The following is a 25,382-nucleotide window of genomic DNA, read 5'->3' on the forward strand; positions in this document are numbered from 1 at the left end:
GCAACCCGGAGGACCCCGTGCCGTCGTCCCCCCGCCCTCTGCGCAAGCTGGGATTCCTGACCATCGGCCTGTTCGACGAGGCGGACCCGCGGCGCGGCCATGAGTCCACGCTGGAGATCATCGAGCTGGGCGAGCGGCTCGGCTTCGACAGCGCGTGGCTGCGCCACCGGCATCTCCAGTACGGCATCTCGTCCCCCGTGGCCGTCATGGCGGCGGCCTCGCAGCGCACCAGGCGCATCGAACTCGGCACCGCCGTCATCCCGCTCGGCTGGGAGAACCCGCTGCGGCTGGCCGAGGACCTGGCGACGGTGGACATCCTGTCCGGCGGCCGGATCAACCCGGGCGTGAGCGTGGGCCCGCCGATGCACTTCGACGAGATCAAGGGGGCGCTGTACCCGGACACGGCCGACGCCGAGGACTTCTCCTACGAGCGGGTGCGGCGGCTGCTGGACTTCGTGCGCGGCAAGCCGGCCAGCGACTTCAGCGGGGTGCAGGGCTTCGAGGTGTTCTCCGACCGGGTGCAGCCGCACTCCCCCGGCCTCGGCCGACGGCTCTGGTACGGCGGCGGCAGCCTGAGTTCCGCACGCTGGGCCGGTGAGCACGGCATGAACTTCCTGACCAGCAGCGTCGTCAAGGCGGAGGGCACGGAGGGCCCGTACGACTTCGCTCAGATCCAGCTCTCGCACATCCGTGCCTTCCGCGCCGCCCACCCGGACGGCGCGCGGGCCCGGGTGTCCCAGGGGCTCGTCGTCATCCCCACCGACTCGGCCTCGCCGGAGCAGCGCGCGAAGTACGAGGAGTACGCGGCGAAGCGCACCCCTCGGACCACGTCACCGCAGGGCCCTGCGCGGTTGATGTTCGCGCCGGACATCGTCGGCACGTCGGAGGAGATCGCCGAACGACTGCATGCCCATGCCGCGTTCCGTGAGGTCGACGAGGTGGCGTTCGCGCTGCCGTTCACCTTCGAGCACGAGGACTATGTGCAGATCCTCACCGACATGGCGACGAAACTGGGGCCGACGCTGGGGTGGCGGCCGGGGGCGTAGGCCTGGCCGGCGGCCGAGGGGGGCCGAGAGACGGCCCCTGGGCGGGCCGAGGAGCGACGGCCGGCGGCTGGCCGAGGTGCGAACCGAAAAGCGACGGCCCACAGCACCCGCGACGCAGGCGCGCCACACAACCCACACCCCGAACGAACCGGGTACCGAGGTCAGACCCGGGCCACCTGGCCAGCGGCTGGGGCGGTCGGCCGAGCGGTCCGACCGGCGCGGCCACGGGGCGCCCTGTGGCGCCCTGTGGCGCCGTCACCAGCGTCCGACCTCGGTCCCGGTGATCGCCTCCGACGGCTTTCCGTCCGGCCCCACCGGCACATCCCCCGCCAGCATCACCCGGTGCATGGTCCGAGGGAATCCGAGGTGGGCGTTGTCGTTGGGGGCCAGGTGCATGGTGGCCCGGTTGTCCCAGAAGGCCACGCTGCCCGGCTCCCAGCGGAAGCGGACCGTGTACTCGGGCCGGACCGCCTGTTCGAGGAGCAGGTCGAGGATCGCCCGGCTCTCGGCACGGGAGAGGCCGGCGATCTGCTCGACGTAGTAGCCGTTGACGTAGAGGATCCGCTCCCCCGATTCGGGGTGCACCCGCACCAGCGGGTGCAGCGAGGCGACCTGGTGGTCCAGGAGGTGGCGGACGTAGGCGTCGTCGGCCGGGCGGGGCTGGTAGCCGACCCCGAGCCGGTGCTCCGCGCGCAGGCCGTCCACGAACTCCCGCACCGGAGCGGACAGTCCGGCGTAGGCGGCCGCGAGGTTGGACCAGGTGGTGTCGCCGCCGTACGGCGGAACGGTCTCGGCGCGCAGGATGGTCGCCGCGGGCGGATCGATCCGGGCGCCGTGGTCGCAGTGCCAGCCGCGCAGCAGCGTGTGCCGCCGACGCTGCAGCCACTCCTCGTGCTCCATGCCGAACTTCCCGCCCAGCTCCAGGCGGTCGGCGGTCGTCTCGATCTCCGCGAACTCCGCGGGCGAGGCGCTGCCGCGCCTGCCCAGGACGACGGGCTCACCGAACCTGCGGGCGAAGGCCACATGGCCGGCGTGGTCGAGTTTCTGTCCGCGGAAGAACACCACCTTCCAGCGCAGCACCGCCGCCCGGATCGCAGCGACCACGGCGTCGTCGAGATCGCCGGCCAGATCGACCCCGGTGATCTCGGCTCCGATGTGCCCGGCCACCGGGTTCACCTCGATGCCCGCGTCCCACTCCGCCGTGCCTGTGTCCGTCGTCATGCGTGCTCCGTTGATCGCCGGCAACTGTCCGAAAGTCCGCACCCCACGGGGCACGTCACCCATGGTTGACTGCCCAGCGTGACGGTTGCCTCAACTCCTCAGGAGCCCAGCGCCTTCGTACGGCGCCTGCAGGCGGGTGAACAGCTGCCCCTGCCCGCCGACTCGGTGGCCGGCTGGGAGACCTTCCCGTTCGAAGGCGAGTTCCGGGTCAAGCCCCTGCAGCCCCCCGTCCTCCCTGAGCCCGCCCGCTTGGGCGAGGACGGCCCCGAGGAGTGCCCCACCTGCCGCAAGCCCGTGACGGAAGCCCTCTGGTCCGACGACCACTGGCGGCTCGACGCGGTCGGCACCGAGTCCCGCCTCCCGGCGGTGGTGATGCTGCAACCGCGCGGCCACTACGACCTGACCGACCTGCCCGCCGAACGCGCGGCCGAGCTCGGCCCCCTGCTCCAGCGGGCGGAGCGGGCGGTGCGCAGCCTCGACGGCGTCGCCCGCGTCCACGTCAACCGGTGGGGCGACGGGGCGGCCCATCTGCACTTCTGGCTGCTCGCGCGGCCCGCGGGGCTGATGCAGCTGCGGGGAACCTTCCTTCCGGTATGGGAAGAACTCCTGCCTCCCCTCCCGGACGAGGAACGCCGAGAGGCCCACCGGCGGATCGCCGCAGCCCTCGCCGCTGAAGGCGGCACGGCCCACACCATCCCGTGACGAGGATCCGCCGTCCTCGTCCGCGCCCGCCCGGTTGATCATTGGCCGCCCTGTCCGTGAGGCTGGGGGGACGACACAGTCAAGGGAAGGTCCGGACGTGATCAGCATCCCGACACATACGCTCAACGACGGTACGAAGATCCCCGCCCTCGGTCTGGGTACCTGGCCGATGGACGACGCCGAGGCGGAGCGGGCGGTCGCCACCGCCCTGGAGAGCGGCTACCGGCTCCTGGACACGGCGACGAACTACCGGAACGAGACCGGTGTCGGCCGTGGCGTGGCAGCAAGCGGCGTCCCGCGCGAGGAGATCCTCGTGACGACGAAGCTGCCCGGCCGGCATCACGGCCATGACGAGACCCTGGCCTCCTTCGAGGAGTCCCGCGCCCGTCTCGGCCTGGAGTACGTGGACCTGTATCTGATCCACTGGCCGCTGCCCCGTGTCGACAAGTACGTCGACTCGTGGAAGGCCATGATCAAGCTCCGCGACGACGGTCTCGTCCGGTCGATCGGGGTCTCCAACTTCACGGCCGCGCACATCGAGCGGCTGGAGAAGGAGACCGGGGTCCTGCCGTCCGTCAACCAGATCGAGCTGCACCCCTTGTTCCCGCAGGACGAGCTGCGCGCCTTCCACGCCGACAAGGGCATCGTGACCGAGAGCTGGAGTCCGCTGGGCCGGGGTTCGGACCTCCTCGACGACCCGGCCGTGGCCGGCATGGCCGAGGCGCACGGTGTCACGCCCGGCCAGGTGATCCTGCGCTGGCACATCCAGCTCGGCGCCCTGCCGATCCCGAAGTCCGGCGACCCCGAGCGGCAGCGCACGAACCTCGACGTGTTCGGCTTCGAGCTGAGCGAGGCCGAGATGGCGGCGATCGCCGACCGTGCGCACCGGCGCCTCGGCGGGGACCCGGAGGTGCACGAGGAGTTCTGAACCGCGGGACGGGTACCCGGGGCGCGTGAGTGAACGACTGCGGGACTACCACGGCAAGCGGGACTTCGCACGCACCGGTGAGCCCGAGGGACGGGAAGGGCCCACCGGTGCGAAGCCGCGGTTCGTCGTGCAGATCCATGACGCGAGCACCCTGCACTTCGACTTCCGCCTCCAGGTCGACGACGTGCTGAAGTCCTGGTCGGTCCCGAAGGGCCCCTCCGACGTCCCTCGGGACAAGCGGCTCGCCGTGCCCACGGAGGACCATCCGCTCGAGTACGAGGAATTCGAGGGCGTGATCCCGCACGGCGTGTACGGCGGCGGCACCGTGATCGTCTGGGACCACGGGACCTACGAGCCCCTCAGCCACGACAAGAAGGGCCGTGCCGTCGACTTCGGCGAGTCGCTGGAGCGCGGGCACGCCACGTTCCGGCTGCACGGGTCGAAACTGCACGGCACGTACGCGCTCACCCGGTTCCGGGAGGGGTCCTGGCTGCTGGTGAAGGCAGCCGAGGGGCGGGCACCGGGGCACGGCACGCCCGATCCGCGCCGGGCACGCTCGGTGCGGACCGGCCGGACCCTGGCCCAGGTCGCCGCCGAGGAGAACTGAGCCGGAAGATCCACCGAACTTCGCCCCAACTGGCCTTCTCTGCCTCTATGTTCACAGCGACGTTCACCGCGACATGTCGTCGCCCAGAACACGAGCCAGGAGGCCTTCCGTATGCGCATCGCGCTCCGTACCGCCATATCCGGCGCGGTCGTCACCGCCACCGTCTTCGCCGGCGGCACCGCACAGGCGACCCCGCCCGGCCCCGGAGTGACCGGCACGCTGATCGCCCAGAAGACCGTGGGCGACACCGACTACGTCCTCAGAGAGATCACCGTCCCGCCGGGCCAGGCGACCGGCTGGCACTACCACGACGGTCTTGTCTACGGGTACGTCAAGCAGGGCACCCTCAGCCACTACCACTCCGACTGCGCCAGTGACGGCGTCTACCCGCAGGGCACCGTGGTGCGCGAGCCCGGCGGCCCGAGCGATGTCCACCTCGGCCGCAACGAAGGGTCCACCCCGCTCGTCCTGGAGGTGCTGTACGTGCTCCCGCACGGCTCGCCGTACTCGGAGGACGTGCCGAACCCCGGCTGCTCCTTCCAGTGAGCGCGGTGATCAGAAGTCGGGCGGTTCCAGGGACTGCTCGGCCCAGATCGTCTTTCCGCTGCCGGTCTGCCGGCTTCCCCAGCGCTGGGTGAGCTGGGCGACCAGCAGCAGCCCGCGGCCGCCCTCGTCGAAGGCGTGGGCGCGCCGCAGGTGCGGTGAGGTGGAACTGCCGTCGGAGACCTCGCAGATGAGGGTGCGGTCACGGATCAGCCGTAGCCGGATGGGCGGTTCGCCGTAGCGGATGGCGTTGGTGACCAGCTCGCTCACGACGAGTTCGGTGACGAAGGAGGCCTCCTCCAGTCCCCAGACGGCGAGTTGCTCGGTCGCGGCCTGTCGGGTGGCGGCCACGTGCGCGGGATCGGGCTCGACGTCCCAGGTCGCGACCCGGTCCGCGCCGAGGACCCGGGTGCGGGCCAGCAGCAGGGCCACGTCGTCACCGGGTTCCTCGGGCAGTACGGCCTTCAGGACGGTGTCGCACAGCTCGTCGAGGGTGTCCGTCCTCGCGGTGAGCGCGCGGCACAGTTCGTCGGTGGCGTGGTCGACGTCGCGGTCCCGGTCCTCGGTCAGACCGTCGGTGTAGAGGGCGACCACGGCCCCCTCGGGCAGTTCGATCTCCGTGGCCTCGAAGGGCAGGCCGCCGACGCCGAGCGGGGGCCCCGTACTCAGGGGGACGAGGTGCGCCGTGCCGTCGGGCAGGACGACGGCAGGTGGCGGGTGACCGGCGGCGGCCGTGGTGAGGAGGCGCGAGACGGGGTCGTAGACGGCGTAGAGGCAGGTGGCGCCGAGTTCGGCGACCTCGCCCCCCTCATCGGGGCGGTCGTCGGATGCGAGGTGGGTGACGAGGTCGTCGAGGTGGGTGAGGAGTTCGTCGGGCGGCAGGTCGACGTCGGCGAGGGTGCGCACGGCCGTGCACAGGCGGCCCATGGTCGCCGAGGAGGGGATGCCGTGGCCGACGACGTCACCGACGACCAGGGCGACGCGGCTGCCGGAGAGCGGAATGACGTCGAACCAGTCGCCGCCGATGCCGGCCAGCGAGCCGGAGGGCAGATAGCGGTGGGCGACCTCGACCGCGGCCTGTCCGGGCAGGCCGCGCGGCAGGAGGCTGTTCTGCAGGGCCAATGCGGTGGTGCGTTCGCGGGCGAAACGGCGGGCGTTGTCGACGCAGACGGCGGCCCGGCTGGCGAGTTCCTCGCCGAGGACGGCGTCGTCGCCGCCGAAGTCGTCGGGGTGGGCGATGCGGACGGCGACCGCGACGCCCAGGGTGGTGCCGCGGGCCTTGAGCGGCACGGCGAGCACGGAGTGGACGCCCTTGCGGTAGGTGCGGCCGGCCGGGGCGCGGGCGTTGCGCTCGGCGACCCAGCGCATGAAGTCGGGCTCGCCGGCCTGGCTGAGGGCCGCCCGCCCCTCCCGCAGGGCCCGCGCGGGCGGCGAGGAGGCAGGGTAGACGTCCGTCTCGCCGAGGCGGACGGCGGCCTCGGGGGTGCCCTCGTGGCCGGAGCCGTGGGCGACACGGCGCAGGACGACGTCGCCCTCCAGCACGGTCGGCGGCTCGTCCGCGCCGAGCACCCAGTCCAGCAGGTCCACACTGGCGAAGTCGGCGTACTGGGGCACGAGGAGCTCGACGAGTTCCTCGGCGGTACGCACCACGTCCAGGGTGGTGCCGATGGCTGCCGCCGCCTCGTTGAGCAGGGCCAGCCGCCGGCGGGCCCAGAACTGGTCGCTGTTGTCGAACGCGGCCAGGGCGACACCGGTGAGCTCCTCGGAGCCCTCCTCTCGCACGGGCCACATCTCGATGGTCCAGGCGTGATCCCGGTTGAGGGCGGGCGCACCGGTGAAGCTCTCGTAGCGGAAGGGCCTGCCGGTCTCGGCGACCTGGCGCAGACCGGCCAGGAACCCGCGGCTGTGTTCGGCGTCCTCGACGGTGTCCGGGAAGTACCGGCCGAGCAGGGATTCCTCCGGCACCCCCATGACCCGGCAGGCCACGTCGTTGAGGCGGAGGTAATGCTGACGGGTGTCGAAGATCGACATGGACATGGCCGCCTGCTGGAAGGCCTGTCCGGCCAGGGTCGGCTCGGCGGAGCCGGGCGGCCGGGCGGTGATCACGTATCCGGCGGGGGTCCCGTCCTCGCCCAGGAGGGGGCACGCCTCCACGAAGCGCGTGAGAGAGGAGCCGTCGCGGTGCCGCAGGACGACGGTCCCCTTCAGCGCCGCCACGGCCGGTCCCGGCGGGTCCTCGGCGAGCAGCTCCCGTGCCGCCCGCCCCACGACCTCCTCGGCCGTGCGTCCCGTCAGCCGCCGGGCGCCCTCGCTCCACCCCGTCACCATGCCTGAGGCATCGGTGGTCGCCGTAGCGGAGACGTGCTCCATATCGTCCAGGATGGTCCCTTTGCCAGGCCGCATCAACCGAAACGGTGCAACCGGGCCCCGCCCGTCACTTCCGGTGTGCGCGCAGGGCCTCGAGGGCGCGGTCGGCGTGGGTGTTCATGCGCAGCTCGCTGCGGACGACCTCCAGCACCGTACGGTCCTGGGCGATGACGAAGGTGACGCGTTTGGTGGGGGCCAGGGAGAAGCCTCGCTTGACGCCGAAGAGCTCGCGTATCTTGCCGTCGACGTCGGACAGCAGGGGCATGCCGAGGGTGTGCTGTCCGGCGAACTCCTGCTGGCGTTCGACGGTGTCGCCGCTGATGCCCACCGGCCGGGCACCGGCCGCGGCGAACTCGGCGGCGAGGTCGCGGAAGTGGCAGGCCTCCGCGGTGCAGCCGGCGGTCAGGGCGGCGGGGTAGAAGAAGAGGACGACCGGGCCGTCGGCGAGCAGCTCGGACAGCTTGCGGCTGGTGCCGGTCTCGTCCGGCAGCTCGAAGTCCTCGACGGTGTCGCCGGTCTCGATCGCCTTGCTCATGCCTGGCCCTCCCCGTTCTTCGCGATGCTGCGTGCCCACAGCACGAGCGGCAGTTGCAGCGGCAGCCGTCCGAGGGCCGCCGCCTTCAGCGGTGCGGGACGCTCACGCCAGTCGGCGGCCATCTTGACGTTGGCGGGGAATACCCCGACGAAGAAGGCGGCCGTGGCGAGCGCGGCGGTCCGCCGGGTCTTCGGCAGCGCCAGACCGGCGGCGAGCGCGAGCTCCACGGCACCGCTCGCGTAGGTCCAGGTCCGGGGCCTGCCGGGCAGGGCCTGCGGGATGGTGGCGTCGTACGGACGTGGTGCGGCGAAGTGGGTGACGCCCGCGGTGGCCAGCAGGCCGGCGAGCAGCAGGGGTGAGCGTGGGGACCGTGGCACGGTTCCTCCTCCTGGGGGCTGCCGCGCACACTACTGGACGGTACAGGCACCTCGTGCGGCGGCCTCCGCCCTTACCGGGACCGACGGTTGTGGGTGCCCGGCGTGTAGCCGAAGGAGCGGTGGAAGACGTCGATGAAAGTGCTCGCGGAGGACCAGCCGCAGCGGTGGGCGACGGTCGTGACGGGGACGTCGTCGGCCAGCAGGCGCAGGGCGTGGTAGAGCCGCGACTGGGTGCGCCACTGCGGGAAGGTCATGCCGAACTCGCCGCGGAACAGTCGGCTGAGAGTGCGTTCCGAGGTTCCGGTCGCGGCGCCGAGAGCGGCCAGGGTGCGCGGATCGGCGGGGTCGGCGTGGACGAGCGCGCAGACCTCGGCCAGGCGGGGATCGGTGGGGGCGGGCAGCAGCAGGGGCTGCTGGGGCGAGGCGCGCAGCTGGTCGCGCAGGACGGCGAGCAGACGGTGGCGTTCGGGGCTGTCGTCGGCGGGGTCGCTGGTGTAGGCGAGGATCAGTTCGCGCAGCAGCGGGCCGACCGCGAGGACCGTCGGGGCGTCCAGGCCGAGCGGGTTGTCGTCGGCGGGGAGGCCGACCAGGTGCAGGTCGAGCCGGCCGTGGGCGCGGTGGGCGTGGGCGGTGCCCGCGGGGACCCAGATGGCGCGGGTACCGGGCGCGAACCAGGTGCCGGCGTCGGTGGTGACCGCGAGGACGCCGGAGCCCGCGTAGACGATCTGGTGGTCGTCGTGCCGGTGGGCGTCGATGCGTTCCCCTGCGGCGAGGCGCTGGGCGCGCGTGGGCGCCGACGGCGTGTGGCGCATGGGCGGGTGGCGCATGGGCGGGTGGCGGATGTTCGACATCATTGGGCAGATTATCGAAAGCGGGCCGGATATTACCCGGGCGAAGCTCGTCCGGTGTCCAAGAATCGTTCCCTCACGCTGATGTCGCTCGGTCACGCCTGTGTCGACGTGTACCAAGGGGCCGTCGCCGCCCTGGTGCCCTACTTCGTCGCCGAACGGGCCTACTCGTATGCGGCCGCGTCCGGCGTCGTCCTGGCCGCGTCCCTGCTGTCGTCGGTGGTGCAGCCGCTGTTCGGCGCGCTCACCGACCGCTGGGCGATGCCGTGGCTGCTGCCGCTGAGCGCCCTGACCGCGGGGTCGGGGGTCGCGCTGAGCGGGGTCGTCGGCTCCTATCCGCTCACGCTGGCGGCGGTCGCCGTGTCCGGGATCGGGGTCGCGGCCTACCACCCGGAGGCCGCCAGAGCGGCGCGAGCCGTCGCGCCCGGCGGGAACACGGGGATGGGATGGTTCTCGCTCGGCGGCAATGCCGGCTTCGCCCTTGCCCCGCTGCTGGTCGCCGCCGTGATCGCCACCGGCGGGCTGAACGCCTCCCCCTGGCTCGTCGTGCCGGCCGTGGCGGGTGCAGCCCTGTGCGCGGGAGCGGTACGCGCCTCCCGGGTCAGCGCGCCGGCCGGCAGGCCGCCCGAGAGCTCCGGAAGTGACGACTGGCCGTCGTTCCTGCGGCTCTCGGGCGCGGTGGTGTGCCGGTCGGTCGTGTTCGTCGGGCTGAGCGCCTTCGTTTCGCTGTACGTCCGTGAGCGCGTCGGCGGCGGGGACGTGGCCGGTACGGCGGCGCTGTGCGTGCTCTACGCGGGCGGCGCGGTGGGCACGGTCCTCGGGGGCCGGCTCGCCGACCGGTACGGGCGCCTCGCGGTGGTGCGCAGGGCGTATGCGCTGACCGTGCTCGCCGTGGCCGGGGTGGTGCTCGTCCCGGGCCCCGCGGTGTATCTGTTCGTCGCCCTCACCTCGGCCGGTCTCTACGTGCCGTTCTCCCTGCACGTCACCCTCGGCCAGGACTGTCTGCCGGGGCGGGTGGGTACCGCGAGCGGGGTCACGCTTGGCCTGACGGTGAGCGTCGGCGGGCTGGCCGCCCCGGCGCTCGGGGCGCTGGCCGACGCCACGTCGTTGCGGACGGCGCTGGTGCCACTGATCGTCCTGCCCGCGCTGGGCGGCCTGCTGCTGCTGGGGCTTCGCGAGCCCGCACCGGGGCGGGAGTCCGCTCCGCGCCTTCCGGTGCGATGAGCGCGTCAGGCGGTCCCGGCCGGTGTCGGCTCCTCGCTGTCGTCGTCGATCGCGTGGGAGAGGAAGTCGTCCACCATGCGATGGAAGAGTCCGGCCAGCTGCCGGAGCTCCTCGGGCGACCACTCTGCCAGGGCCAGCTGCATACCGCGGGCGCCGGCGTCACGGATGCGGTCGATCGCCTGCTGACCGGTCTCGGTGAGCTGGATGCGCTGGGCGCGGCGGTCGTCGGGGTCGGGGACGCGCGTGACATAGCCCGACTTCTGCAGCTGCTGGACGGTGCGGGTGACGTGGGAGGCCTCCACGCCCAGTCGGTTGGCCAGCTCCCCCGGGCGCATCGGTTCGGTGTCGGCGACCTGGCGCAGCAGCGCCACGGCGGCGCGGTCCAGCGGCACCTCGGCCAGGGCCATCAGCCGGTCGTGCTGGCGGGCCCGGGTGCTCAGGTAGGTGATGCGGGTGAGCGCCCGCTCGATCTCGATGACTTCCGGGGACGCGGGGACGTCGGGGAGCGGCTGTGAGGACATACTCGCCAGTTTACCATCTCGTTGCGTAACTCAAGTAATCTACGGCAGGCGTGAGCGCGGGTACTGGGCGGGTACTGGGGGGAGCGCCGGCCGCCGACCGGGGGCCGGCGCTCCCCCGGAACACTCAGACGTCGGCCGTCGGGACCCCGGTCCGCACGGTCTCGTGCCAGGCCGCTCCGGTCGCGATGGCCTGCCGCCACCGACGGATCGCCTTGGGCGGCATGCCCACCGCGAGGGCACCGCTGACCCGGTCGCCGGTGCGGTACGCCGCGACGAACCGGCGCTGCGCCAAGTCGCCCTCCACGACGGCCACTTCGTCGTGCCCGCGCAGGAAGCCGTACGCCTGGATCTTCATGTCGTACTGGTCGGACCAGAAGTACGGCACGGGCGCGAAGGGCTTCCGTGCCCCCTCGGCGGCGAGCAGGTTGCGGGCGGCCGCCATGCCCTGCTCGGCGGCGTTGGTGCGGTGCTCGATCCGCATGGAGGTGCCGAACAGCGGGTTGTACCAGCGGGCGACGTCGCCGGCCGCGTACACTCCCCCAGCCTCCGGCCGGGGGGACCCCCAGGCGGCCTCGCAGTACTGGTCGCACACCAGCCCGTCGCCCACCGTGAGCCCGCTGCCCTCCAGCCACTCGGTGTTGGGCAGCGAGCCGACGGCCACGAGCACCTCGTCCGCCTCGATCTCCTCGCCACCGGCGAGCCGGACGCCGTCCTCGGTCACCTCGGTCACGGTCACCCCGCAGCGCAGGTCGATGCCCCGCTCCCCATGGACCTGGGCCAGCATCCGCCCGACCTCCGCGCCGACCGCGTGCGCCAGCGGCACCGCGGCGGGTTCGAGGACGGTCACCTCGGCACCGAGGCGCCAGGCGACCGCGGCGGCCTCCGCACCGAGGAAACCGGCGCCCACCACGACCAGGCGCCGCCCTGCGCCCAGCCGCTCCCGCAGGCTGAGCGCGTCGTCCAGGGTGCGCAGCACGTGCGCGCCCGCACCGGGCAGGCGGCGCGGCCGTACCCCGGTGGCGATGATCAGTCCGTCGTACGGCACCTCGGAGCCGTCGCCCAACTCCACGGTCCGGGAGACGAGTTCGAGGCCCGCCGCCGCGACACCGAGCCGCAGGTCGAGGTCGAGCGCGGCGAGGTCGGCGGAGGTGCGCAGGGCGAGCCGGTCCCGCTCCCACTCCGCTGCCAGGACCTGCTTGGACAACGGCGGTCGGTCGTACGGAGGTTCGGGTTCCTCGCCGACGAGGGTGATCGTGCCGTCGTACCCCTCGCGGCGCAGTGTCTCGGCCGCCGAGAGCCCGGCGGCCGAGGCGCCGATGACGGCGATCCGCCTCACGCCTGGACCAGCCGGATCGCCGCGGCCGGACAGACCGCGACGGCTTCCTTGACGTCGTCGACCTGGTCGTCGCCGACCTGTTCCGTCAGGAGGATCGCGATGCCGTCGTCGTCCTGGTCGAACACGTTCATGGCGGCAACCACACACTGTCCGGAGGCGACGCACTTGTCGGCTTCCAGTTCCACCTTCATGGGATTCCCCTTGTCCTTCTCGCGGTTGTCGTGGGTGGGCGGGAGCCGTTACCAGGTCACCGGCAGTTCGTGGATGCCGTAGATGAACGCGTCGTGCTTGAACTTCACGTCCTCCAGGGCGCAGGCGAGCCTGAGGGTGGGGATGCGCCGGTACAGGGTGCCGTAGACGACCTGGAGCTCCATGCGGGCCAGCGGCTGGCCGAGGCACTGGTGGACGCCGAAGCCGAACGCGACGTGGCGGCGGGCGTCGCGGGTGATGTCGAGGCGGTCGGGATCCTCGAACACGTCGGGGTCGCGGTTGCCGATCTCGTTGACCATGATCACGCCCTCACCGGCCCTGATGACCTGCCCGGCGATCTCGATGTCCTCGGTGACCGCGCGCCGGCGTCCCAGGTGCGTGATGTGGAGGTAGCGCAGCAGTTCCTCGACCGCCGAGGCGACGAGCTTGGGGTCGTCCGTGTCGCGCAACAGGGCGAGCTGGACGGGGTGTTCGAGAAGTGCGGCGGTACCCAGCGTGATCATGTTCGCGGTGGTCTCGTGGCCCGCGATCAGCAGGAGCAGGGCCATCTCCGTGGCCTGCCCGTGCGTCAGCTCCCCCGCGGCGACGCGCCCGGCGATGCCCGACAGGAGGTCGTCCTTCGGGTCGGTGAGTCGCCGGGCGATCTGACCGGCCAGATATCCGGCGATCTCCCGGGTCGCGGCGCCGCGTTCCTCGGGGGTCGCGGTCGTGCGGACCATCGTCCTGGTGTTGTCCTGGAACATCGCGTGGTCGTCGTAGGGCACACCCAGCAGTTCGCAGATGACCAGCGACGGGATCGGCAGGGCGAACGCCTCGACGAGGTCGACGGGACCGGGACCTGCCAGCATGTCGTCGATCAGGCCGTCCACGATCCGCTGCACGGCGGGCCTGAGGGCCTCGACCTTCCTGATGGCGAACGGTGCCGTCACCATCCGGCGCAGCCGGGCGTGTTCGGGGTCGTCCATCATGATGAAGCTGAGCTTGCCCTCGCCGGCCTCGGCACTGGCCTTGGTGGGATAGCCGGGCTGATCCGTGTCGGCGCTGACCCGGGGGTCACCCAGGAGGGCCCGCTGCTCGGCGTAGCGGGTCACGAGCCAGGGCTCGCTGCCGTCCCACAGGCGCACCTTCGCCAGTGGCCCCTGCTCCTGGAGCTCCTTGAGGCCGGGCGGCGGGTCGAAGGGACAGCGGGAAGCACGCGGCATGGGGAACTCGGGGACGGTGTCCGCGACGTCGTGCGCGGGACCGGCCACGGTTTCGGCCATGGTTCTCCTCGGTGGTGGGGGGCTCTGCCCGAGGGGCGGAGCGCCGGGGCGAAGTGGTCGAGGCCTCGATGAACACAGGCAAACAGACCGGGCTGACGTCATCCCGCCAGTGACCTGACGGGAAGCTGACGTGACCCGGATCACACACCTGACGTGCCATCAACTACCTTTACAGACAGGTGAGTTGTGCGTGGAGAAGCCCATCCGGAGACACTCGTGCCCACCCTTTGCAGCCGAACGCTCACGCCTCCGCGTCGGCGCGTCCCAGCCAGTAGCCGAAGCCACGGCGGGTGTGGATGAGCTCGGGCGTCTCCTGGTCCACCTTGCGCCGCAGCCGGGAGACGAGCTGTTCGATCGCGTTGTCCCCGCGGTGGTCGCCCCAGACATACCGGCCGATCTGCTCCTTGGACAGCACCCGGTGGGCGTTGATTAGGAGGTGACGCAGCAGCCGGTACTCGGCGGGGGTGAGGTCGAGGCCGCGCGGTCCGCGGCGGGCCTCGCACAGGGTGTCGTCCAGCACGAGGTCGCGGTAGCACAGGGCGCCGGCCCGGGCGGGCCCCGCCCCGGTACCGCGCAGCAGGACCTGCACCCTGGCCAGGAGGTCGGCCACGCGGAGCGGCTTGGTGACGTAGTCCCGCTCCCCGAGGCCCAGTTCGGGCACGATCCGGTCCAGGGACTCGTAGTCGATCAGCAGGAGCACCGGCGGGCGGCGGGCCAGCGTCGGCCGGTTGCGGCCCAGTTCGGTCACGTCCGGCAGGTTCGCGTCGACGACCACGAGATCGAACCGTTCCCGGGCCAGCCGCGCCAGCCCCTCCGCGGCGGCGGCGACGGCGACGATCCGGTAGCCCGCCAACTCCAGTGTGGTGGAGAGCAGTTCGGCGGCATCGGAGTCGCCCGCGACGATCAGGAGGCGCTGACCGGCACCGCGGGCGAGTGCCGGCCTCTCGCTGGAACTGCCATGCATGGACGAGACCGTTCGTCGGAGGGGGTCGCCCACCCTAGCGCCTTCCTTGCCTAACTCAAGTAACGCCCTCCCCGGACCGGATCTCCTACCGGGTCACAGTGACCGGAGCCGTCCACATGGCGACCACGACGTCACCGAGACCGGTGGCGGCGTCGTGCCAGTTGGCGCGGGGCGTCGGGGTGTTCTCGGCGAGGGCCCGTTCCCGGTCGGCGGCCATGTGCACGATCAGATGGCGGGCCATCTCGGCGCGCTCGGCGCGGACATCGGCGGGCAGTTCGGGCAGACAGCGGTTCAGGCCCTCGACGATCTGCCGGAGCGACGGCGAGGACATGGACTCCTCGACCATGATCTGCTGGAGCACCGGGTCGGTCATGACCTGGGCGCAGAACCGGGCGAACCAGGTGGGGCTGCCCAGCGCGGCGAGATGTTCGGGCACGGGCCGGACCAGGCAGTCCACCCAGTCGCGTACGTCCGTGGAGCCGCGGGCCCCGGCCAGCAACCGGGCGCGGATCTCCTCGATGCGGGCGTGGTGCTTGCGGGCGATCGCCCGGACCAGGTCGGCCTTGGTGCCGAAGTGATAGCCGACCGCGGCGTTGTTGCCCTGTCCCGCGGCCTCGCTGACCTGACGGTTGGACACCGCGAGGACACCGCGCTCGGCGAAGAGCCGCTCGGCCGCGGTCAGGATCAACTCCCGGGTCGCGCTGACCTGTTCCTCGCGTACCGTCCTGCCCGCCATGCTCACCACCGCACCGGGACTTCGCCGAGCCCTCCGACGGCCAGTCCCTCGAGCCGCCCGAGGCCCGCCGGCGGTGCGGCGGGTTCCCGTGCCGGAAGCCTACGCAACCGCACGTCGAGACCGGTGCACGGGACCGCACGGTCCCCTCGAGGGGGTCCAGCACCCGGCCCAGTAAGCTAAGTCAAGCACCTGACTTAATTTTGGTCCGGCTCTCGGCCCCGCTCCCCTGCCCTGGAGGCTCTTTCATGTCCGACGCTCCCGCCAGAACCGCCGATCCGGGTGCGGTGGCCGCGCCGCGGCCGAACGCCGTGGTGGCGGTGCTGGCCTTCGCCGGAATCGTCGTCTCGCTGATGCAGACCCTGGTGATCCCGATCGTGCCGGAGCTGCCCAAATTGCTGGACGCTCCGGCCTCGGACACCGCGTGGGCGGTCACCGCGACCCTGCTCGCGGCCGCCGTGGCCACCCCGGTCGTCGGGCGGCTCGGCGACATGTTCGGCAAACGCCGGATGCTGCTGGCCAGCGTGGTGATGCTGGTGGTCGGATCGGTGGTCTGCGGACTCAGCGACGCCCTGGTCCCGATGATCGTCGGCCGTGCCCTGCAGGGCCTGTCCTCCGGTGTCATCCCGCTCGGCATCAGCATCATGCGCGACGAACTGCCCGCCGAGCGCCTGGCCGGGGCCACCGCGCTGATGAGTGCCTCCCTCGGCGTCGGCGGCGCCCTGGGCCTGCCGACCGCCGCGCTGATCGCGGACAACTTCGACTGGCACGTCCTGTTCTGGGCCTCGGCCGCGATGGGCGCTGCAGCCCTCGTCCTCGTCCTGGTGTTCGTGCCGGAGTCCCGGGTGCGCACCGGCGGCCGCTTCGACGCGGTCGGCGCGGTGGGCATGGCGGTCGGCCTGGTCTCCCTCCTGCTGGCCGTCTCCAAGGGTGCCGACTGGGGCTGGGCCAGCGGCACCACGCTCGGCCTCTTCGCCGCGGCCGTGATCGTCCTGCTGGCCTGGGGCGTGTTCGAACTGCGCACCGCCCAGCCACTGGTCGACCTGCGCACCACCGCCCGCCGTCAGGTGCTGTTCACCAACCTCGCCTCGATCGCGATCGGTTTCTCGATGTTCGCGATGTCGCTCGTGCTCCCGCAACTGCTCCAGCTGCCCACCCAGACGGGCTACGGCCTGGGCAAGTCGCTGCTGACCGCCGGTCTGGTCATGGCCCCGTCCGGCCTGGTGATGATGGCCCTGGCCCCGGTCTCGGCGGCGGTCTCCAAGGCGAAGGGCCCGAAGGTGACGCTGATGATCGGCGCGCTGATCGTGGCCGCCGGGTACGGCCTGAACATCGTGCTGATGTCCGAGGTCTGGCACCTGGTGCTGGTGTCCTCCGTGATCGGCGCCGGCATCGGGTTCACGTATGGCTCCATGCCCGCGCTCATCATGGGCGCCGTACCCGCGTCCGAGACGGCGGCCGCGAACAGCCTGAACACCCTGATGCGGTCCATCGGCACGTCCTGCGCGAGTGCCATCGCCGGTGTCGTGCTGGCCCAGATGACCATCGACCTGGGCGGTTACGCGCTGCCGTCCGAGAACGGCTTCAAGACGGTCATGGTGATCGGCGCGGGTGCCGCGCTCCTCGCCTTCGCCATCGCCTCCTTCATCCCGCGCCCGCGCGCCGCGGTTCCGGCGGCGCCCCCGGCACCGGCCGCCGCGGAGGCCTCGGCCGGAACACCCTCGGGACGCTGACACCCGCGCCTGGTGGCCGTCGGCAGGCGGCCATCAGGTCCTGCCAGAGGAGGACCTGCCCCTTGGCGCGTACTGCGTTCTCAGTACGCGCCATGGTCGGCGTTGGTACGACGGCGAGCGGCCGAGGATACGGAAGACTGGCGATCCCGATCGCGGATGTGGGGCCGCGTGGCCCGCGCGGCCGGGACGGGTCGTGACGGCCGCACTCGGCGGGCATCGGCCACGTGGTTCCAGCACAGGACCGGAGAGCCGATGAGCATCCCCTTGCGGCGCTACGCCGACGACCATGTCCGTACGGTCGTCGCCCTGACGGCCGCGCTGCGACTGCCGACGTCCCTGTCCGGCGCCGAGGACCGTCCCGGCATCGACCGGCCGGACGTGGTGCGTCAGTCCCCGCCGCCCCGGTCCCCCATCGCCTCGGCACCTCACGATCGGACCCCATGACCATCCGCGTACTGCTCGCCGACGACCAGGCCCTGTTGCGGGCCACCTTCCGGATCCTCATCGACTCGTGCGACGACATGGAGGTGGTCGCGGAGGCCACGGACGGTGCCGCGGCGGTCGACCTCGCGGGCGTCCATCGCCCCGACGTGATCCTGATGGACATCCGCATGCCGGGGACCGACGGCCTGGCCGCCACGTCCGTGATCTGCGCGGACTCCGAGCTGTCCGACACGCGGGTGCTGATCCTGACCACGTTCGAGATCGACGAGTACGTCGCTCAGGCGCTGCGGTCCGGTGCCAGCGGCTTCCTCGGCAAGGACGTCACCGCCGAGGCCCTGCTCGCCGGCATCCGCACCGTGGCGGCCGGCGACTCCCTGCTCTCCCCCGGCGCCACCCGCACCCTGATCACCCGCTTCCTCTCCGCTCCGGGCCTGGGCACCCGGCTCGCGGCCGCCGACGACCTGAGCGGCCTCACCACCCGGGAACGAGAGGTGATGGCGTGGGTCGCCGAGGGGCACTCCAACGACGAGATCGCACAAAAGCTCTTCGTCAGCCCCCTGACGGTGCGCACCCACGTCCACCGTGCGATGACGAAACTGGGTGCCCGGGACCGGGCCCAGCTCGTCGTCATGGCCTACCAGTCGGGTCTGGTGCAGGCGCTGCCGCCCGAGGAGCGCTGACCCCTCACCGCTCGGATCACCGCTCGGAGAGCTTCTCCAGCCACTGCTGGAGCAGGGCCGACTCCGCCGCCGTCAGCGTCGGCGGCAGGTCGGCGCGCAGGCGGGCCGCCAGTGTGGCGGCCGCGACGGGCACCGGGCTCCCGTCCCGAGGCGTGTCGGCATCGGCGGGCCGGGTCACCGCATCCAGCACCGCGTCGCGCAGCCGCTGCGAGAACCTCGTGTCCGCGTACTGCTCGGGCCTGGTCAGCATCGACAGGGCCGCCCCGACATTGGCGGACATGATCATCTGCGTGGCCAGCGCGGGCGGCACCGTCAGCCGCCCCTCGGCCGCACAGCGCTCGAGGATGGCGTGCAGCAGGTCGTGTGCCTCCTGGGCCGCGGCCGGGGGCACGGTCAGCTCGGGCGAGTACATCAGGCGGTAGTGGCTGGGGTGCTCCAGCGCGAAGCGCATGTGGCTGTCCCAGCCGCTCTTCAGGTCCTCGACGGGATCCTCGCTCGGCCGCGCCTCCCGCTTGGACGCGAGATACCGCTCGAATCCCCGGTCGACCACGGCGGCCAGCAGACCGGCCTTGTCGCCGAAGAGCCGGTAGAGCATCGGCGCACCCACCCCGGCCTTCTCGCACACGGCACGCGTGGAGACATCGGCGGCCGACGCACCGGCCAGCAGCTCGGTGGCCGCTTCCAGGATCTTTTCCCTCGCATCCATGCCCCCACGGTACGGCATTCGTAGCACCGATACGAGAGAGGGGTTACTGCCGCTACGATTTCATGTTATCGTCGATACGAATCAGTCGTAGCAGTGCCACCGGAGGAAGATGCAGTCATGACCCCTCAGTCCCGGACGGAACAGCGTGTCGCGATCGTGACCGGCGGATCGCGCGGCATCGGACGGCAGATCGCCCAGCAGCTCGCCGCGGACAGGTTCGCGGTCGTCGTCGGGTACGCGGGCAACAAGGACGCCGCCGGCGAGGCCGTGCGCGCCATCGAGGAGGCGGGCGGCACCGCGTACGCCGCCCGCGCGGACGTCGCCGACGAGACCGAGGTCGCCGCCCTGTTCGACCTGGCGGAGACCACGTACGGCGGTGTCGACGCGGTGGTCCACGCCGCGGGCCGGATGCCCCTCTCCCCCATCGCGGAGCTCGACCTCGCCGAGCTCGACGCCCTGTACCGCACCAACATCCGCGGCACCTTCGTCGTCGACCAGCAGGCCGCGCGCCGGCTGCGCACCGGCGGCGCGCTCGTCAACCTCTCCAGCTCGGTCGTGGGCCTGGCCTTCCCCGGCTACGGCGCCTACGCGGCCAGCAAGGGCGCGGTCGAGGCCGTGACCCTGATCCTCGCCCGTGAGCTCCGCGGCCGTGACGTCACCGTCAACGCCGTGGCCCCCGGACCGACGGCGACCGATCTCTTCCTCGACGGCAAGGACGAGGAGACCGTCGCCCGTCTGGCCGCACAGCCCCCGCTGGAGCGGCTGGGCACCCCCCAGGACATAGCTTCCGTGGTGTCGTTCCTGGTCAGCCCGGCCGGTCACTGGGTCAACGGGCAGCTACTGCGGGCCAACGGAGGCATCATCTGACCTGCGCCTTCCGGCATCCGGCATCCGGCATCCGGCATCCGACCAAGATGACGCCAAGTCCCGCTCCCGCCCAGGTTGTCCGACCCTCCGCCTACGATCCCCGGATGCGACCCCACTTCACCGGCACCTCGCTGATCACCGACGACGTCCCGGCGCTCGCCGCCTTCTACGCGAGAGTCCTCGACGCGGAGGTGGACGGCGAGGCGCCCTTCGCCCGGGTGACGGTCCCCGGCGCCGTCCTGTCCTTCTTCTCCACCCGGGGCATGGAGTCGATGGTGCCCGGTTCGACGGCCGCCGCCGCGAGCGGGAGCTTCACCGTGGAGTTCCGGGTCACCGACGTGGACGCACGCCACGCACGACTGGCGGCCCAGGGTGTCGAGATCCTCAAGCCGCCGACCACCCAGCCGTGGGGCCGCCGGTCGGTGTGGCTGCGGGACCCCGACGGCAACATCGTGAACCTGTACCAGGAGGTCTGAGCAGCCCCCGGGGCGGCGCCCGTTCAGGCGAAACCGGTGCGCGGAGCGCGTGATTGCCGGTGCTCGCGTCGACAACTCACCCGTGACGCTCCCCTTGATCCCACCCATGCTCGCCACCCCCGGCGCCCTGCCGCCCGCCTCACAGGACGCGCGCTGGGCCTACGAGACCAAGCAGGACGGCCAGCGCGTGGTGGTCTACCTCGCCGGGAACGGCGACGTGGTGCTGCGCGCCCGGTCCGGGGAGGAGATCACCGGCGCCTATCCCGAACTGCGGCCACTGGGCGCTGCGCTCGGCGCCACACCCGCCGTGCTCGACGGGGAGATCCTGGCGCTGGACGAACAGGGCCGTGCGGACTTCCAGTTGCTGCAACCGCGCATGCAGTTGGCCCACGCCCCCGGCAGAGCCGCGCGCCGGGCGGCCGAAGCACCCGTGCATCTCGTGCTGTTCGACCTGATGCACCTGGGGCGGCGCTCGCTCCTCGCCCTCCCCTACGCGCAGCGGCGCGCTCGACTGGACGAACTGGAGCTCGCCGGTCCGCACTGGTCGACGCCCGCCGCCCTCGTCGGTCATGGCGAACAGGCCCTGCGCGCCACTCGTGAGCACGGCCTGGAAGGCCTGGTCTGCAAGCGGCTCGACTCGGTGTACGAACCCGGGGTGCGCTCCCGCGCCTGGATCAAGATCCGCAACATGCGCAGCGAGGACGTCGTCGTGGGCGGCTGGCTGCCCGGCAAGGGCAGGCTCACGGGTCTGCCGGGCGCGGTGCTGGTCGGACAGCGCGGCGGCGGGCGGCTGCGCTACGTCGGCAATGTGGGCACCGGTTGGAGCGAGGCGGAACGGACGGAGCTCGCCTCGCTGTTGGCCGCCGCGGCGACGGACGTGTGCCCCTTCGATCCCGTGCCGCGGGTCCCGGGTGCGCGCTGGGTGCTGCCCCGGCTGGTCGGTGAGGTCCGTTACAGCACCCGCACCCGGGCGGGGTTGCTGCGTCAGCCGTCCTGGCTCCGGCTGCGGCCGGACCTCGCGCCGGAGGAGTCCTCGGCCGACCTCCCCGACGCACCTCCGTGATCGGAACTGTTGGGCCGGCCGTAACCGGAGTGACGCCTTCGACCTCTTGGCGCGGACATGAAAAGCCGGGAAGCTGAACTCCCCAGTAACCCAGAGCCGTTGGGCTGCGCCCGGACCACGAGGAGGACGCAGTGGCGTCACCGTCGTTCAAGAAGCACCGCACGAGATGGTTCACCGGCCTGGCCGGCGCGGCCGCGCTCGTCGTCGCCTTCCCCTCCGCCGCCTTCGCCGCCCCGCCCAAGGCACTGCCCGCCAACGCCGAGAGCGCCGAGTACACCTACCAGCCGGCCTTCGACTACGACACCGACGGCTGCTACTCGACGCCCGCCATCGGCCCCGACGGCACCATCAACGGCGGTCTGAACCCGACGGGTTCGCTCAGCGGCGAGTGCCATGACGCCTCGGACCTCGACAACACCAACACGTACTCGCGCTACAAGTGCAACAACGGCTGGTGCGCCTATATGTACGGCCTGTACTTCGAGAAGGACCAGGCGATAGCCAACAGCAGCATCGGCGGGCACCGGAACGACTGGGAGCACGTCGTGATCTGGGTGCAGAACGGCACGATCCAGTACGTGTCGACGTCCAACCACGGTTCGTTCACGGTGAGCGCGGCCTCCGGCGTCCGCTTCGACGGCACGCACGCGAAGATCGTCTACCACAAGGACGGCGTCAGCACGCACTGCTTCCGGCTGGCCAACTCGGGTGACGAGCCGCCGGAGAACGCCAAGGGCACGTGGCAGTATCCGCCGCTGGTCGGCTGGAACGGCTACCCGGCGGGGCTGCGCGACAAGCTGAGCGCGTACGACTTCGGCAGCGCCAACTTCGGCCTCAAGGACGCCAATTTCGCCGCGCACCTGTCGTCGGCGAAGCCGTCGGGGATCTCCTTCGACCCCAACGCCTGATCCGGTGACACGATCGGGCGCTGGACCTAGGTCCCCCGTGGCCGCGGGTTCCGTCCCGCGCCCGATCCCCGCCGGACCCCACTCGGCATAGCGTCCCGTTCATGGACACGATCGATACGAGCGACACGAGCGGGTACCTCGAAGAGGCCCTGGACCGCGTCCACTCGTCGGGCCCGGAGCGAGAGGGCTGGCTGAGCAACCACGCCCCCATGGTCGTCGAGGCACTCGCCGCGCACGGGCAGGCCGGCTCGGTGCACCGGTGGCTGGACCTCTACCGGGACAAGCTGGAGGACTTCCCCGACCGCACCGCGCCCGTCACGGACGACAACTGGCCCGCGGCGCTGGGTGATCCGCGCCGGATCGCGGACTGGACCGACCATTTCTCCCGCACGCTCGCCGAGCGCCCCTGGAAGGACGTGCTCGCCGAGTGGTGGCCGCGTCTGCTGCCCGGCCTGTACGGCGGTGCCACGCACACGGTCATCCGGGTCGGCCACGCCGTCCGGGCGGTGGCGGCCGAGGAGAACGGGCCCCGGCTCACCGAACTCGCGCACGCGCTGGGCTACTGGGCGGCACGCCACCAGCCCGTGCCGTGTCTCGTGGCTCTGCCGGGTGCGTCGACCGCCACGGACGCCCTGGACTCCGTACCCGCGATCGAGCCCGGGCACGTGGGGTTCCGGAACCGTCTGGCCGCCGTACGCCGACTGCCCGTGTGGGCGCAGGAGGTGACCGACCCGGACATCGCGAAGGAGCGGCTCACCGAACTCGTCCGCGCCGCGACCCACCGCTACGCCACCCACGGTCACGGCGAGCCGACGATGCTCGTCCACGCGGCCACGGCCCCCAACGCCGTGCTGCGGACCCTGGATTCCCTTCCCCGTGACCAGTGGATACCCAGCCTGCACGCGGCCTGGACGGCGTCGGCAGCGGTGACGGCGATGTACGCGCCGGTGACACCGGTCGCCTACGTCCCTCCTCCCCACCCGGCGCCCGAAGAGGTCCTGGAACGAGCCCTCGCCCACGGCGACGAACACGTCATCAAGCTCACCGACACCGCCCTGGACATCGGCGACGAGCAGGCCCTCGCGGCCGCCATGCGCTCGGTCGAACTCAGCGAGCCGCTCGTCTGACCCCCGCGCGGGGCTCGTGCCGACGTCACACCGGGGGCTCCGACCACGCTCCGGCCCGCGGCGACTCCGTGCGCCCGGCCGCCGTTGGCATCGAGGCAGGCCGCCGGTCACCTGGTGAAGGTGTACGCGCTGGAGGCACCCGGCCGCACCGTCTCCGACCAGGACGCCGAGGCCGGGCTGCGGATCGCCGCGCGGCACCTCGGACTCGGGCCGCTGCGCGGTTCCCTGGGGCTCGCCGTCCTGATCGTGCACGCCGGCGGCGACGGCGACTACGTCCTGGTCCACAGCTGGATCGAGGGCGACATGGCGGATCTGGCGATCTTCGCCGGCCCGGTGGGCAAGCCCGACGCGCTGCGGCCCGGCCGGGCGGGCCTCGCGCCCTGCGTGTGGGAGGCAGCCGTACTCGCGCACGAGCGGGACGCGTATTCCCGGCACGTCCTGGACGGCACCGGATCGCTCGCCGAACGTCTCACCGCCTGGGGCGCGGACACGATCACGGGCGACGTCCGATGAGCGAGGCCCCCCTCGTCCGGCACGCCGAGCGCGCCGACCTCCCCGCGGTCGCCGAACTCGCAGCCCGGCACACGGAGACGAGCGGGCGGCGCCGCCCCCGGACGACCTGCCCGACCGGCTCGCCGCGCTCCTCTTCGACACCGCCGCGCCCCGGCTGCGCTGCCTGGTGGCCGAACTCCCGGACGGCGAACTCGTCGGTTATGCCACCTGCTCGCCCGAACTCTCCCCCTGGGAGGGCCGCGCCTACCTGCACATGGACTGCCTGTTCCTGCTGCCAGGGCACCGCGGTCTCGGACTCGGCGTCCTGCTCATGGACGCCGTGTCCGCCGAGGCCCGCACGCTGGGGCTCGACGAGGTGCAGTGGCAGACGTCCACGTGGAACGACGGGGCTATCCGCTTCTACGACCGGATGGGCGCCCGCGCCAGGCAAAAGGTGCGCTACTCCCTACCCGTTGCTCCCCGAGCGTCAAACACCGAACCTCCGCAGGGTCTATCGTGTCCCGCATGTCCCTCCCGGAACTGATCCGCATCGTCTCCCGTGACTCGCCGATGGCGCTGGCTCAAGTGGAGCGTGTCAGAAGCGAGTTGACAGCCCTGTACCCCGGTGTGCGCACCGAGGTCGTGCCGGTGAAAACGACCGGTGACAAGTGGATGGGCGACCTGTCCAGGGTCGAGGGCAAGGGCGCCTTCACCAAGGAGGTCGACGCCGCGCTGCTGGCCGGTGAGGCCGATCTCGCGGTGCACTGCGTGAAGGACGTGCCCGCCGACCGGCCGCTCCCGGCGGGCACCACGTTCGCGGCGTTCCTGAAGCGGGACGACATCCGCGACGCCCTGATCCACCCGGGCGGCCTCACTCTGGACGAGCTTCCGGACGGGACCCGGATCGGCACCTCCTCGGTGCGCCGCGTGGCCCAGCTGGCCGCCACCCACCCGCACCTGGAGTGTGTGCCGTTCCGCGGCAACGCCAACAGTCGGCTGGCCAAGCTGGCGGCCGGCGAGGCGGACGCGCTGCTGCTCGCGGTCTCCGGCCTGGAACGCATCGGCCGCGAGGACGTGATCAGCGAGATCCTCTCCCCCGAGACGATGATGCCGCCGATCGGCGCGGGCATCCTCGCGCTCCAGTGCCGGGAGGGCGACACCGAGCTGATCGACGCGGTCAGCGCGCTGGGTGATCCGGACACGTTCCGGGAGGCGACCGCCGAGCGGATGTTCCTGCACGTGCTGCAGGGCCACTGCAACAGCCCGATCGCGGGGTACGCGCGGGTGGACCACAGCGACGAACTTTCCCTGCGCGCCTGCGTGTTCACCCCGGACGGCAAGACGCGGCTGAACGCCCACGAGTGGGCGGGCCGGCTCGATCCGGCCACGCTGGGCACCTCGGTCGCCGTGGCGCTGCTGCGTCAGGGCGCCCGCGAGATCATCGACGGCATTCCCCACTGAG

29 protein-coding genes are annotated in these 25,382 nt (G+C 72.0%); 17 read left to right on the forward strand and 12 right to left on the reverse strand.

The genetic code is table 11. The features are described 5' to 3' along the window. Nucleotides 1-17: 17 nt before the first annotated feature. Nucleotides 18-1,046 carry an LLM class flavin-dependent oxidoreductase gene (locus ACIBJB_RS38355; RefSeq protein ID WP_398937971.1) on the forward strand — a complete coding sequence of 343 codons (1,029 nt, stop codon included), beginning with the start codon at nt 18-20 and terminating at the stop codon, nt 1,044-1,046. Between the two features lie 255 nt (nt 1,047-1,301). Here the strand turns inward: ACIBJB_RS38355 and ACIBJB_RS38360 are convergent, their stop codons facing one another. Continuing rightward, complete coding sequence (locus ACIBJB_RS38360; protein ID WP_398937974.1) at nt 1,302-2,267, reverse strand: TauD/TfdA dioxygenase family protein; 966 nt, start codon at nt 2,265-2,267, stop codon at nt 1,302-1,304. A 78-nt stretch (nt 2,268-2,345) separates the two neighbouring features. Between ACIBJB_RS38360 and ACIBJB_RS38365 the strand changes: the two genes are divergently transcribed. From ACIBJB_RS38365 to ACIBJB_RS38380, 4 genes are all read left to right on the forward strand, one after another. Further along, nucleotides 2,346-2,969 carry an HIT family protein gene (locus tag ACIBJB_RS38365; RefSeq protein WP_398937976.1) on the forward strand — a complete coding sequence of 208 codons (624 nt, stop codon included), beginning with the start codon at nt 2,346-2,348 and terminating at the stop codon, nt 2,967-2,969. A gap of 97 nt (nt 2,970-3,066) precedes the next feature. Then, a complete protein-coding gene (locus ACIBJB_RS38370) occupies nt 3,067-3,897 on the forward strand; it encodes an aldo/keto reductase (protein ID WP_398937978.1) in 831 nt (276 codons plus the stop codon). A gap of 25 nt (nt 3,898-3,922) precedes the next feature. Next, complete coding sequence (locus ACIBJB_RS38375) at nt 3,923-4,504, forward strand: DNA polymerase ligase N-terminal domain-containing protein (RefSeq protein ID WP_398937980.1); 582 nt, start codon at nt 3,923-3,925, stop codon at nt 4,502-4,504. A gap of 111 nt (nt 4,505-4,615) precedes the next feature. Next, on the forward strand, nt 4,616-5,050 hold the full coding sequence (locus ACIBJB_RS38380; protein ID WP_398937982.1) for a cupin domain-containing protein: 435 nt from the start codon (nt 4,616-4,618) through the stop codon (nt 5,048-5,050). Between the two features lie 9 nt (nt 5,051-5,059). Here the strand turns inward: ACIBJB_RS38380 and ACIBJB_RS38385 are convergent, their stop codons facing one another. The 4 genes from ACIBJB_RS38385 to ACIBJB_RS38400 form a co-directional block, all read right to left on the reverse strand. After that, the gene (locus ACIBJB_RS38385) at nt 5,060-7,417 is read right to left on the reverse strand and encodes a SpoIIE family protein phosphatase (protein ID WP_398937984.1); all 2,358 of its coding nucleotides are present in this window, start codon (nt 7,415-7,417) and stop codon (nt 5,060-5,062) included. Nucleotides 7,418-7,481: 64 nt separating this feature from the next. Next, complete coding sequence (locus ACIBJB_RS38390) at nt 7,482-7,949, reverse strand: peroxiredoxin (RefSeq protein ID WP_398937986.1); 468 nt, start codon at nt 7,947-7,949, stop codon at nt 7,482-7,484. Continuing rightward, nucleotides 7,946-8,326, reverse strand: coding sequence for a DoxX family protein (locus ACIBJB_RS38395; protein ID WP_398937988.1), 381 nt, complete (start codon nt 8,324-8,326; stop codon nt 7,946-7,948). Before ACIBJB_RS38395 ends, ACIBJB_RS38390 begins: the two co-directional genes overlap by 4 nt. Before the next feature lie 71 nt (nt 8,327-8,397). Beyond that, nucleotides 8,398-9,180 (reverse strand): AraC family transcriptional regulator, encoded by a 783-nt coding sequence (locus ACIBJB_RS38400; RefSeq protein ID WP_398937990.1) that lies wholly within the window; start codon nt 9,178-9,180, stop codon nt 8,398-8,400. Between the two features lie 78 nt (nt 9,181-9,258). On the opposite strand from ACIBJB_RS38400, the gene ACIBJB_RS38405 reads away from it, so the two are divergent. Continuing rightward, the gene (locus ACIBJB_RS38405; RefSeq protein WP_398938216.1) at nt 9,259-10,398 is read left to right on the forward strand and encodes an MFS transporter; all 1,140 of its coding nucleotides are present in this window, start codon (nt 9,259-9,261) and stop codon (nt 10,396-10,398) included. Between the two features lie 5 nt (nt 10,399-10,403). Here ACIBJB_RS38405 and ACIBJB_RS38410 read toward each other — a convergent pair whose 3' ends face one another. The 6 genes from ACIBJB_RS38410 to ACIBJB_RS38435 all read right to left on the reverse strand — a co-directional run bounded on the left by ACIBJB_RS38410 (nt 10,404) and on the right by ACIBJB_RS38435 (nt 15,427). Then, nucleotides 10,404-10,919, reverse strand: coding sequence for a MarR family transcriptional regulator (locus ACIBJB_RS38410; RefSeq protein WP_311715160.1), 516 nt, complete (start codon nt 10,917-10,919; stop codon nt 10,404-10,406). A gap of 124 nt (nt 10,920-11,043) precedes the next feature. Further along, the gene (locus ACIBJB_RS38415) at nt 11,044-12,255 is read right to left on the reverse strand and encodes an NAD(P)/FAD-dependent oxidoreductase (RefSeq protein WP_398937992.1); all 1,212 of its coding nucleotides are present in this window, start codon (nt 12,253-12,255) and stop codon (nt 11,044-11,046) included. Next, the gene (locus ACIBJB_RS38420) at nt 12,252-12,446 is read right to left on the reverse strand and encodes a ferredoxin (protein WP_398937994.1); all 195 of its coding nucleotides are present in this window, start codon (nt 12,444-12,446) and stop codon (nt 12,252-12,254) included. The genes ACIBJB_RS38415 and ACIBJB_RS38420 overlap by 4 nt, the downstream gene beginning before the upstream one ends. Nucleotides 12,447-12,494: 48 nt before the next feature. After that, nucleotides 12,495-13,727 (reverse strand): cytochrome P450, encoded by a 1,233-nt coding sequence (locus ACIBJB_RS38425; RefSeq protein ID WP_398937995.1) that lies wholly within the window; start codon nt 13,725-13,727, stop codon nt 12,495-12,497. 241 nt (nt 13,728-13,968) lie between these two features. Further along, nucleotides 13,969-14,691 (reverse strand): response regulator transcription factor, encoded by a 723-nt coding sequence (locus ACIBJB_RS38430; protein ID WP_398937997.1) that lies wholly within the window; start codon nt 14,689-14,691, stop codon nt 13,969-13,971. Nucleotides 14,692-14,776: 85 nt separating this feature from the next. Further along, nucleotides 14,777-15,427: a TetR/AcrR family transcriptional regulator gene (locus ACIBJB_RS38435; protein WP_069758410.1), complete on the reverse strand. Its 651-nt coding sequence runs from the start codon at nt 15,425-15,427 to the stop codon at nt 14,777-14,779. A gap of 245 nt (nt 15,428-15,672) precedes the next feature. Between ACIBJB_RS38435 and ACIBJB_RS38440 the strand changes: the two genes are divergently transcribed. The 3 genes from ACIBJB_RS38440 (at nt 15,673) to ACIBJB_RS38450 (ending at nt 18,281) form a co-directional block, all read left to right on the forward strand. After that, a complete protein-coding gene (locus ACIBJB_RS38440) occupies nt 15,673-17,157 on the forward strand; it encodes an MFS transporter (protein WP_398938000.1) in 1,485 nt (494 codons plus the stop codon). Nucleotides 17,158-17,409: 252 nt separating this feature from the next. Next, nucleotides 17,410-17,601, forward strand: a complete 192-nt coding sequence (locus ACIBJB_RS38445; protein WP_398938002.1) for a hypothetical protein — start codon at nt 17,410-17,412, stop codon at nt 17,599-17,601. Continuing rightward, the gene (locus ACIBJB_RS38450; protein ID WP_398938004.1) at nt 17,598-18,281 is read left to right on the forward strand and encodes a response regulator; all 684 of its coding nucleotides are present in this window, start codon (nt 17,598-17,600) and stop codon (nt 18,279-18,281) included. The genes ACIBJB_RS38445 and ACIBJB_RS38450 overlap by 4 nt, the downstream gene beginning before the upstream one ends. A gap of 16 nt (nt 18,282-18,297) precedes the next feature. Here ACIBJB_RS38450 and ACIBJB_RS38455 read toward each other — a convergent pair whose 3' ends face one another. Next, nucleotides 18,298-18,987: a TetR/AcrR family transcriptional regulator gene (locus tag ACIBJB_RS38455; protein ID WP_398938006.1), complete on the reverse strand. Its 690-nt coding sequence runs from the start codon at nt 18,985-18,987 to the stop codon at nt 18,298-18,300. 117 nt (nt 18,988-19,104) lie between these two features. Here ACIBJB_RS38455 and ACIBJB_RS38460 point away from each other — a divergent pair, with 117 nt between their 5' ends. The 8 genes from ACIBJB_RS38460 (at nt 19,105) to hemC (ending at nt 25,381) form a co-directional block, all read left to right on the forward strand. After that, on the forward strand, nt 19,105-19,854 hold the full coding sequence (locus ACIBJB_RS38460) for an SDR family oxidoreductase (RefSeq protein WP_398938008.1): 750 nt from the start codon (nt 19,105-19,107) through the stop codon (nt 19,852-19,854). A gap of 104 nt (nt 19,855-19,958) precedes the next feature. Beyond that, the gene (locus ACIBJB_RS38465) at nt 19,959-20,330 is read left to right on the forward strand and encodes a VOC family protein (RefSeq protein ID WP_398938010.1); all 372 of its coding nucleotides are present in this window, start codon (nt 19,959-19,961) and stop codon (nt 20,328-20,330) included. A gap of 82 nt (nt 20,331-20,412) precedes the next feature. Then, nucleotides 20,413-21,393, forward strand: a complete 981-nt coding sequence (gene ligD / locus ACIBJB_RS38470) for a non-homologous end-joining DNA ligase (protein WP_398938012.1) — start codon at nt 20,413-20,415, stop codon at nt 21,391-21,393. A gap of 131 nt (nt 21,394-21,524) precedes the next feature. Beyond that, the gene (locus tag ACIBJB_RS38475; protein ID WP_328636352.1) at nt 21,525-22,301 is read left to right on the forward strand and encodes an NPP1 family protein; all 777 of its coding nucleotides are present in this window, start codon (nt 21,525-21,527) and stop codon (nt 22,299-22,301) included. Between the two features lie 101 nt (nt 22,302-22,402). Then, nucleotides 22,403-23,428, forward strand: coding sequence for a questin oxidase family protein (locus ACIBJB_RS38480; RefSeq protein ID WP_398938015.1), 1,026 nt, complete (start codon nt 22,403-22,405; stop codon nt 23,426-23,428). An 84-nt stretch (nt 23,429-23,512) separates the two neighbouring features. Continuing rightward, on the forward strand, nt 23,513-23,941 hold the full coding sequence (locus tag ACIBJB_RS38485) for a hypothetical protein (RefSeq protein WP_398938017.1): 429 nt from the start codon (nt 23,513-23,515) through the stop codon (nt 23,939-23,941). Nucleotides 23,942-24,107: 166 nt separating this feature from the next. After that, the gene (locus tag ACIBJB_RS38490; RefSeq protein ID WP_398938019.1) at nt 24,108-24,464 is read left to right on the forward strand and encodes a GNAT family N-acetyltransferase; all 357 of its coding nucleotides are present in this window, start codon (nt 24,108-24,110) and stop codon (nt 24,462-24,464) included. Continuing rightward, nucleotides 24,446-25,381, forward strand: coding sequence for a hydroxymethylbilane synthase (gene hemC, locus ACIBJB_RS38495; protein ID WP_398938021.1), 936 nt, complete (start codon nt 24,446-24,448; stop codon nt 25,379-25,381). Before ACIBJB_RS38490 ends, hemC begins: the two co-directional genes overlap by 19 nt. The last annotated feature ends 1 nt before the right edge of the window (nt 25,382 follow it).

The organism is Streptomyces sp. NPDC050759, from assembly GCF_044456945.1.
Lineage (GTDB): Bacteria > Actinomycetota > Actinomycetes > Streptomycetales > Streptomycetaceae > Streptomyces.

Coding starts and splice junctions, on each gene's coding strand:
- ACIBJB_RS38360 (WP_398937974.1), bottom strand. CDS start 2,267: ATGACGACGGACACAGGCACGGCGGAGTGGGACGCGGGCATCGAGGTG.
- ACIBJB_RS38380 (WP_398937982.1), top strand. CDS start 4,616: ATGCGCATCGCGCTCCGTACCGCCATATCCGGCGCGGTCGTCACCGCC.
- ACIBJB_RS38385 (WP_398937984.1), bottom strand. CDS start 7,417: ATGGAGCACGTCTCCGCTACGGCGACCACCGATGCCTCAGGCATGGTG.
- ACIBJB_RS38390 (WP_398937986.1), bottom strand. CDS start 7,949: ATGAGCAAGGCGATCGAGACCGGCGACACCGTCGAGGACTTCGAGCTG.
- ACIBJB_RS38400 (WP_398937990.1), bottom strand. CDS start 9,180: ATGATGTCGAACATCCGCCACCCGCCCATGCGCCACCCGCCCATGCGC.
- ACIBJB_RS38405 (WP_398938216.1), top strand. CDS start 9,259: ATGTCGCTCGGTCACGCCTGTGTCGACGTGTACCAAGGGGCCGTCGCC.
- ACIBJB_RS38410 (WP_311715160.1), bottom strand. CDS start 10,919: ATGTCCTCACAGCCGCTCCCCGACGTCCCCGCGTCCCCGGAAGTCATC.
- ACIBJB_RS38420 (WP_398937994.1), bottom strand. CDS start 12,446: ATGAAGGTGGAACTGGAAGCCGACAAGTGCGTCGCCTCCGGACAGTGT.
- ACIBJB_RS38425 (WP_398937995.1), bottom strand. CDS start 13,727: ATGGCCGAAACCGTGGCCGGTCCCGCGCACGACGTCGCGGACACCGTC.
- ACIBJB_RS38430 (WP_398937997.1), bottom strand. CDS start 14,691: ATGCATGGCAGTTCCAGCGAGAGGCCGGCACTCGCCCGCGGTGCCGGT.
- ACIBJB_RS38435 (WP_069758410.1), bottom strand. CDS start 15,427: ATGGCGGGCAGGACGGTACGCGAGGAACAGGTCAGCGCGACCCGGGAG.
- ACIBJB_RS38440 (WP_398938000.1), top strand. CDS start 15,673: ATGTCCGACGCTCCCGCCAGAACCGCCGATCCGGGTGCGGTGGCCGCG.
- ACIBJB_RS38445 (WP_398938002.1), top strand. CDS start 17,410: ATGAGCATCCCCTTGCGGCGCTACGCCGACGACCATGTCCGTACGGTC.
- ACIBJB_RS38450 (WP_398938004.1), top strand. CDS start 17,598: ATGACCATCCGCGTACTGCTCGCCGACGACCAGGCCCTGTTGCGGGCC.
- ACIBJB_RS38455 (WP_398938006.1), bottom strand. CDS start 18,987: ATGGATGCGAGGGAAAAGATCCTGGAAGCGGCCACCGAGCTGCTGGCC.
- ACIBJB_RS38460 (WP_398938008.1), top strand. CDS start 19,105: ATGACCCCTCAGTCCCGGACGGAACAGCGTGTCGCGATCGTGACCGGC.
- ACIBJB_RS38465 (WP_398938010.1), top strand. CDS start 19,959: ATGCGACCCCACTTCACCGGCACCTCGCTGATCACCGACGACGTCCCG.
- ACIBJB_RS38480 (WP_398938015.1), top strand. CDS start 22,403: ATGGACACGATCGATACGAGCGACACGAGCGGGTACCTCGAAGAGGCC.
- hemC (WP_398938021.1), top strand. CDS start 24,446: ATGTCCCTCCCGGAACTGATCCGCATCGTCTCCCGTGACTCGCCGATG.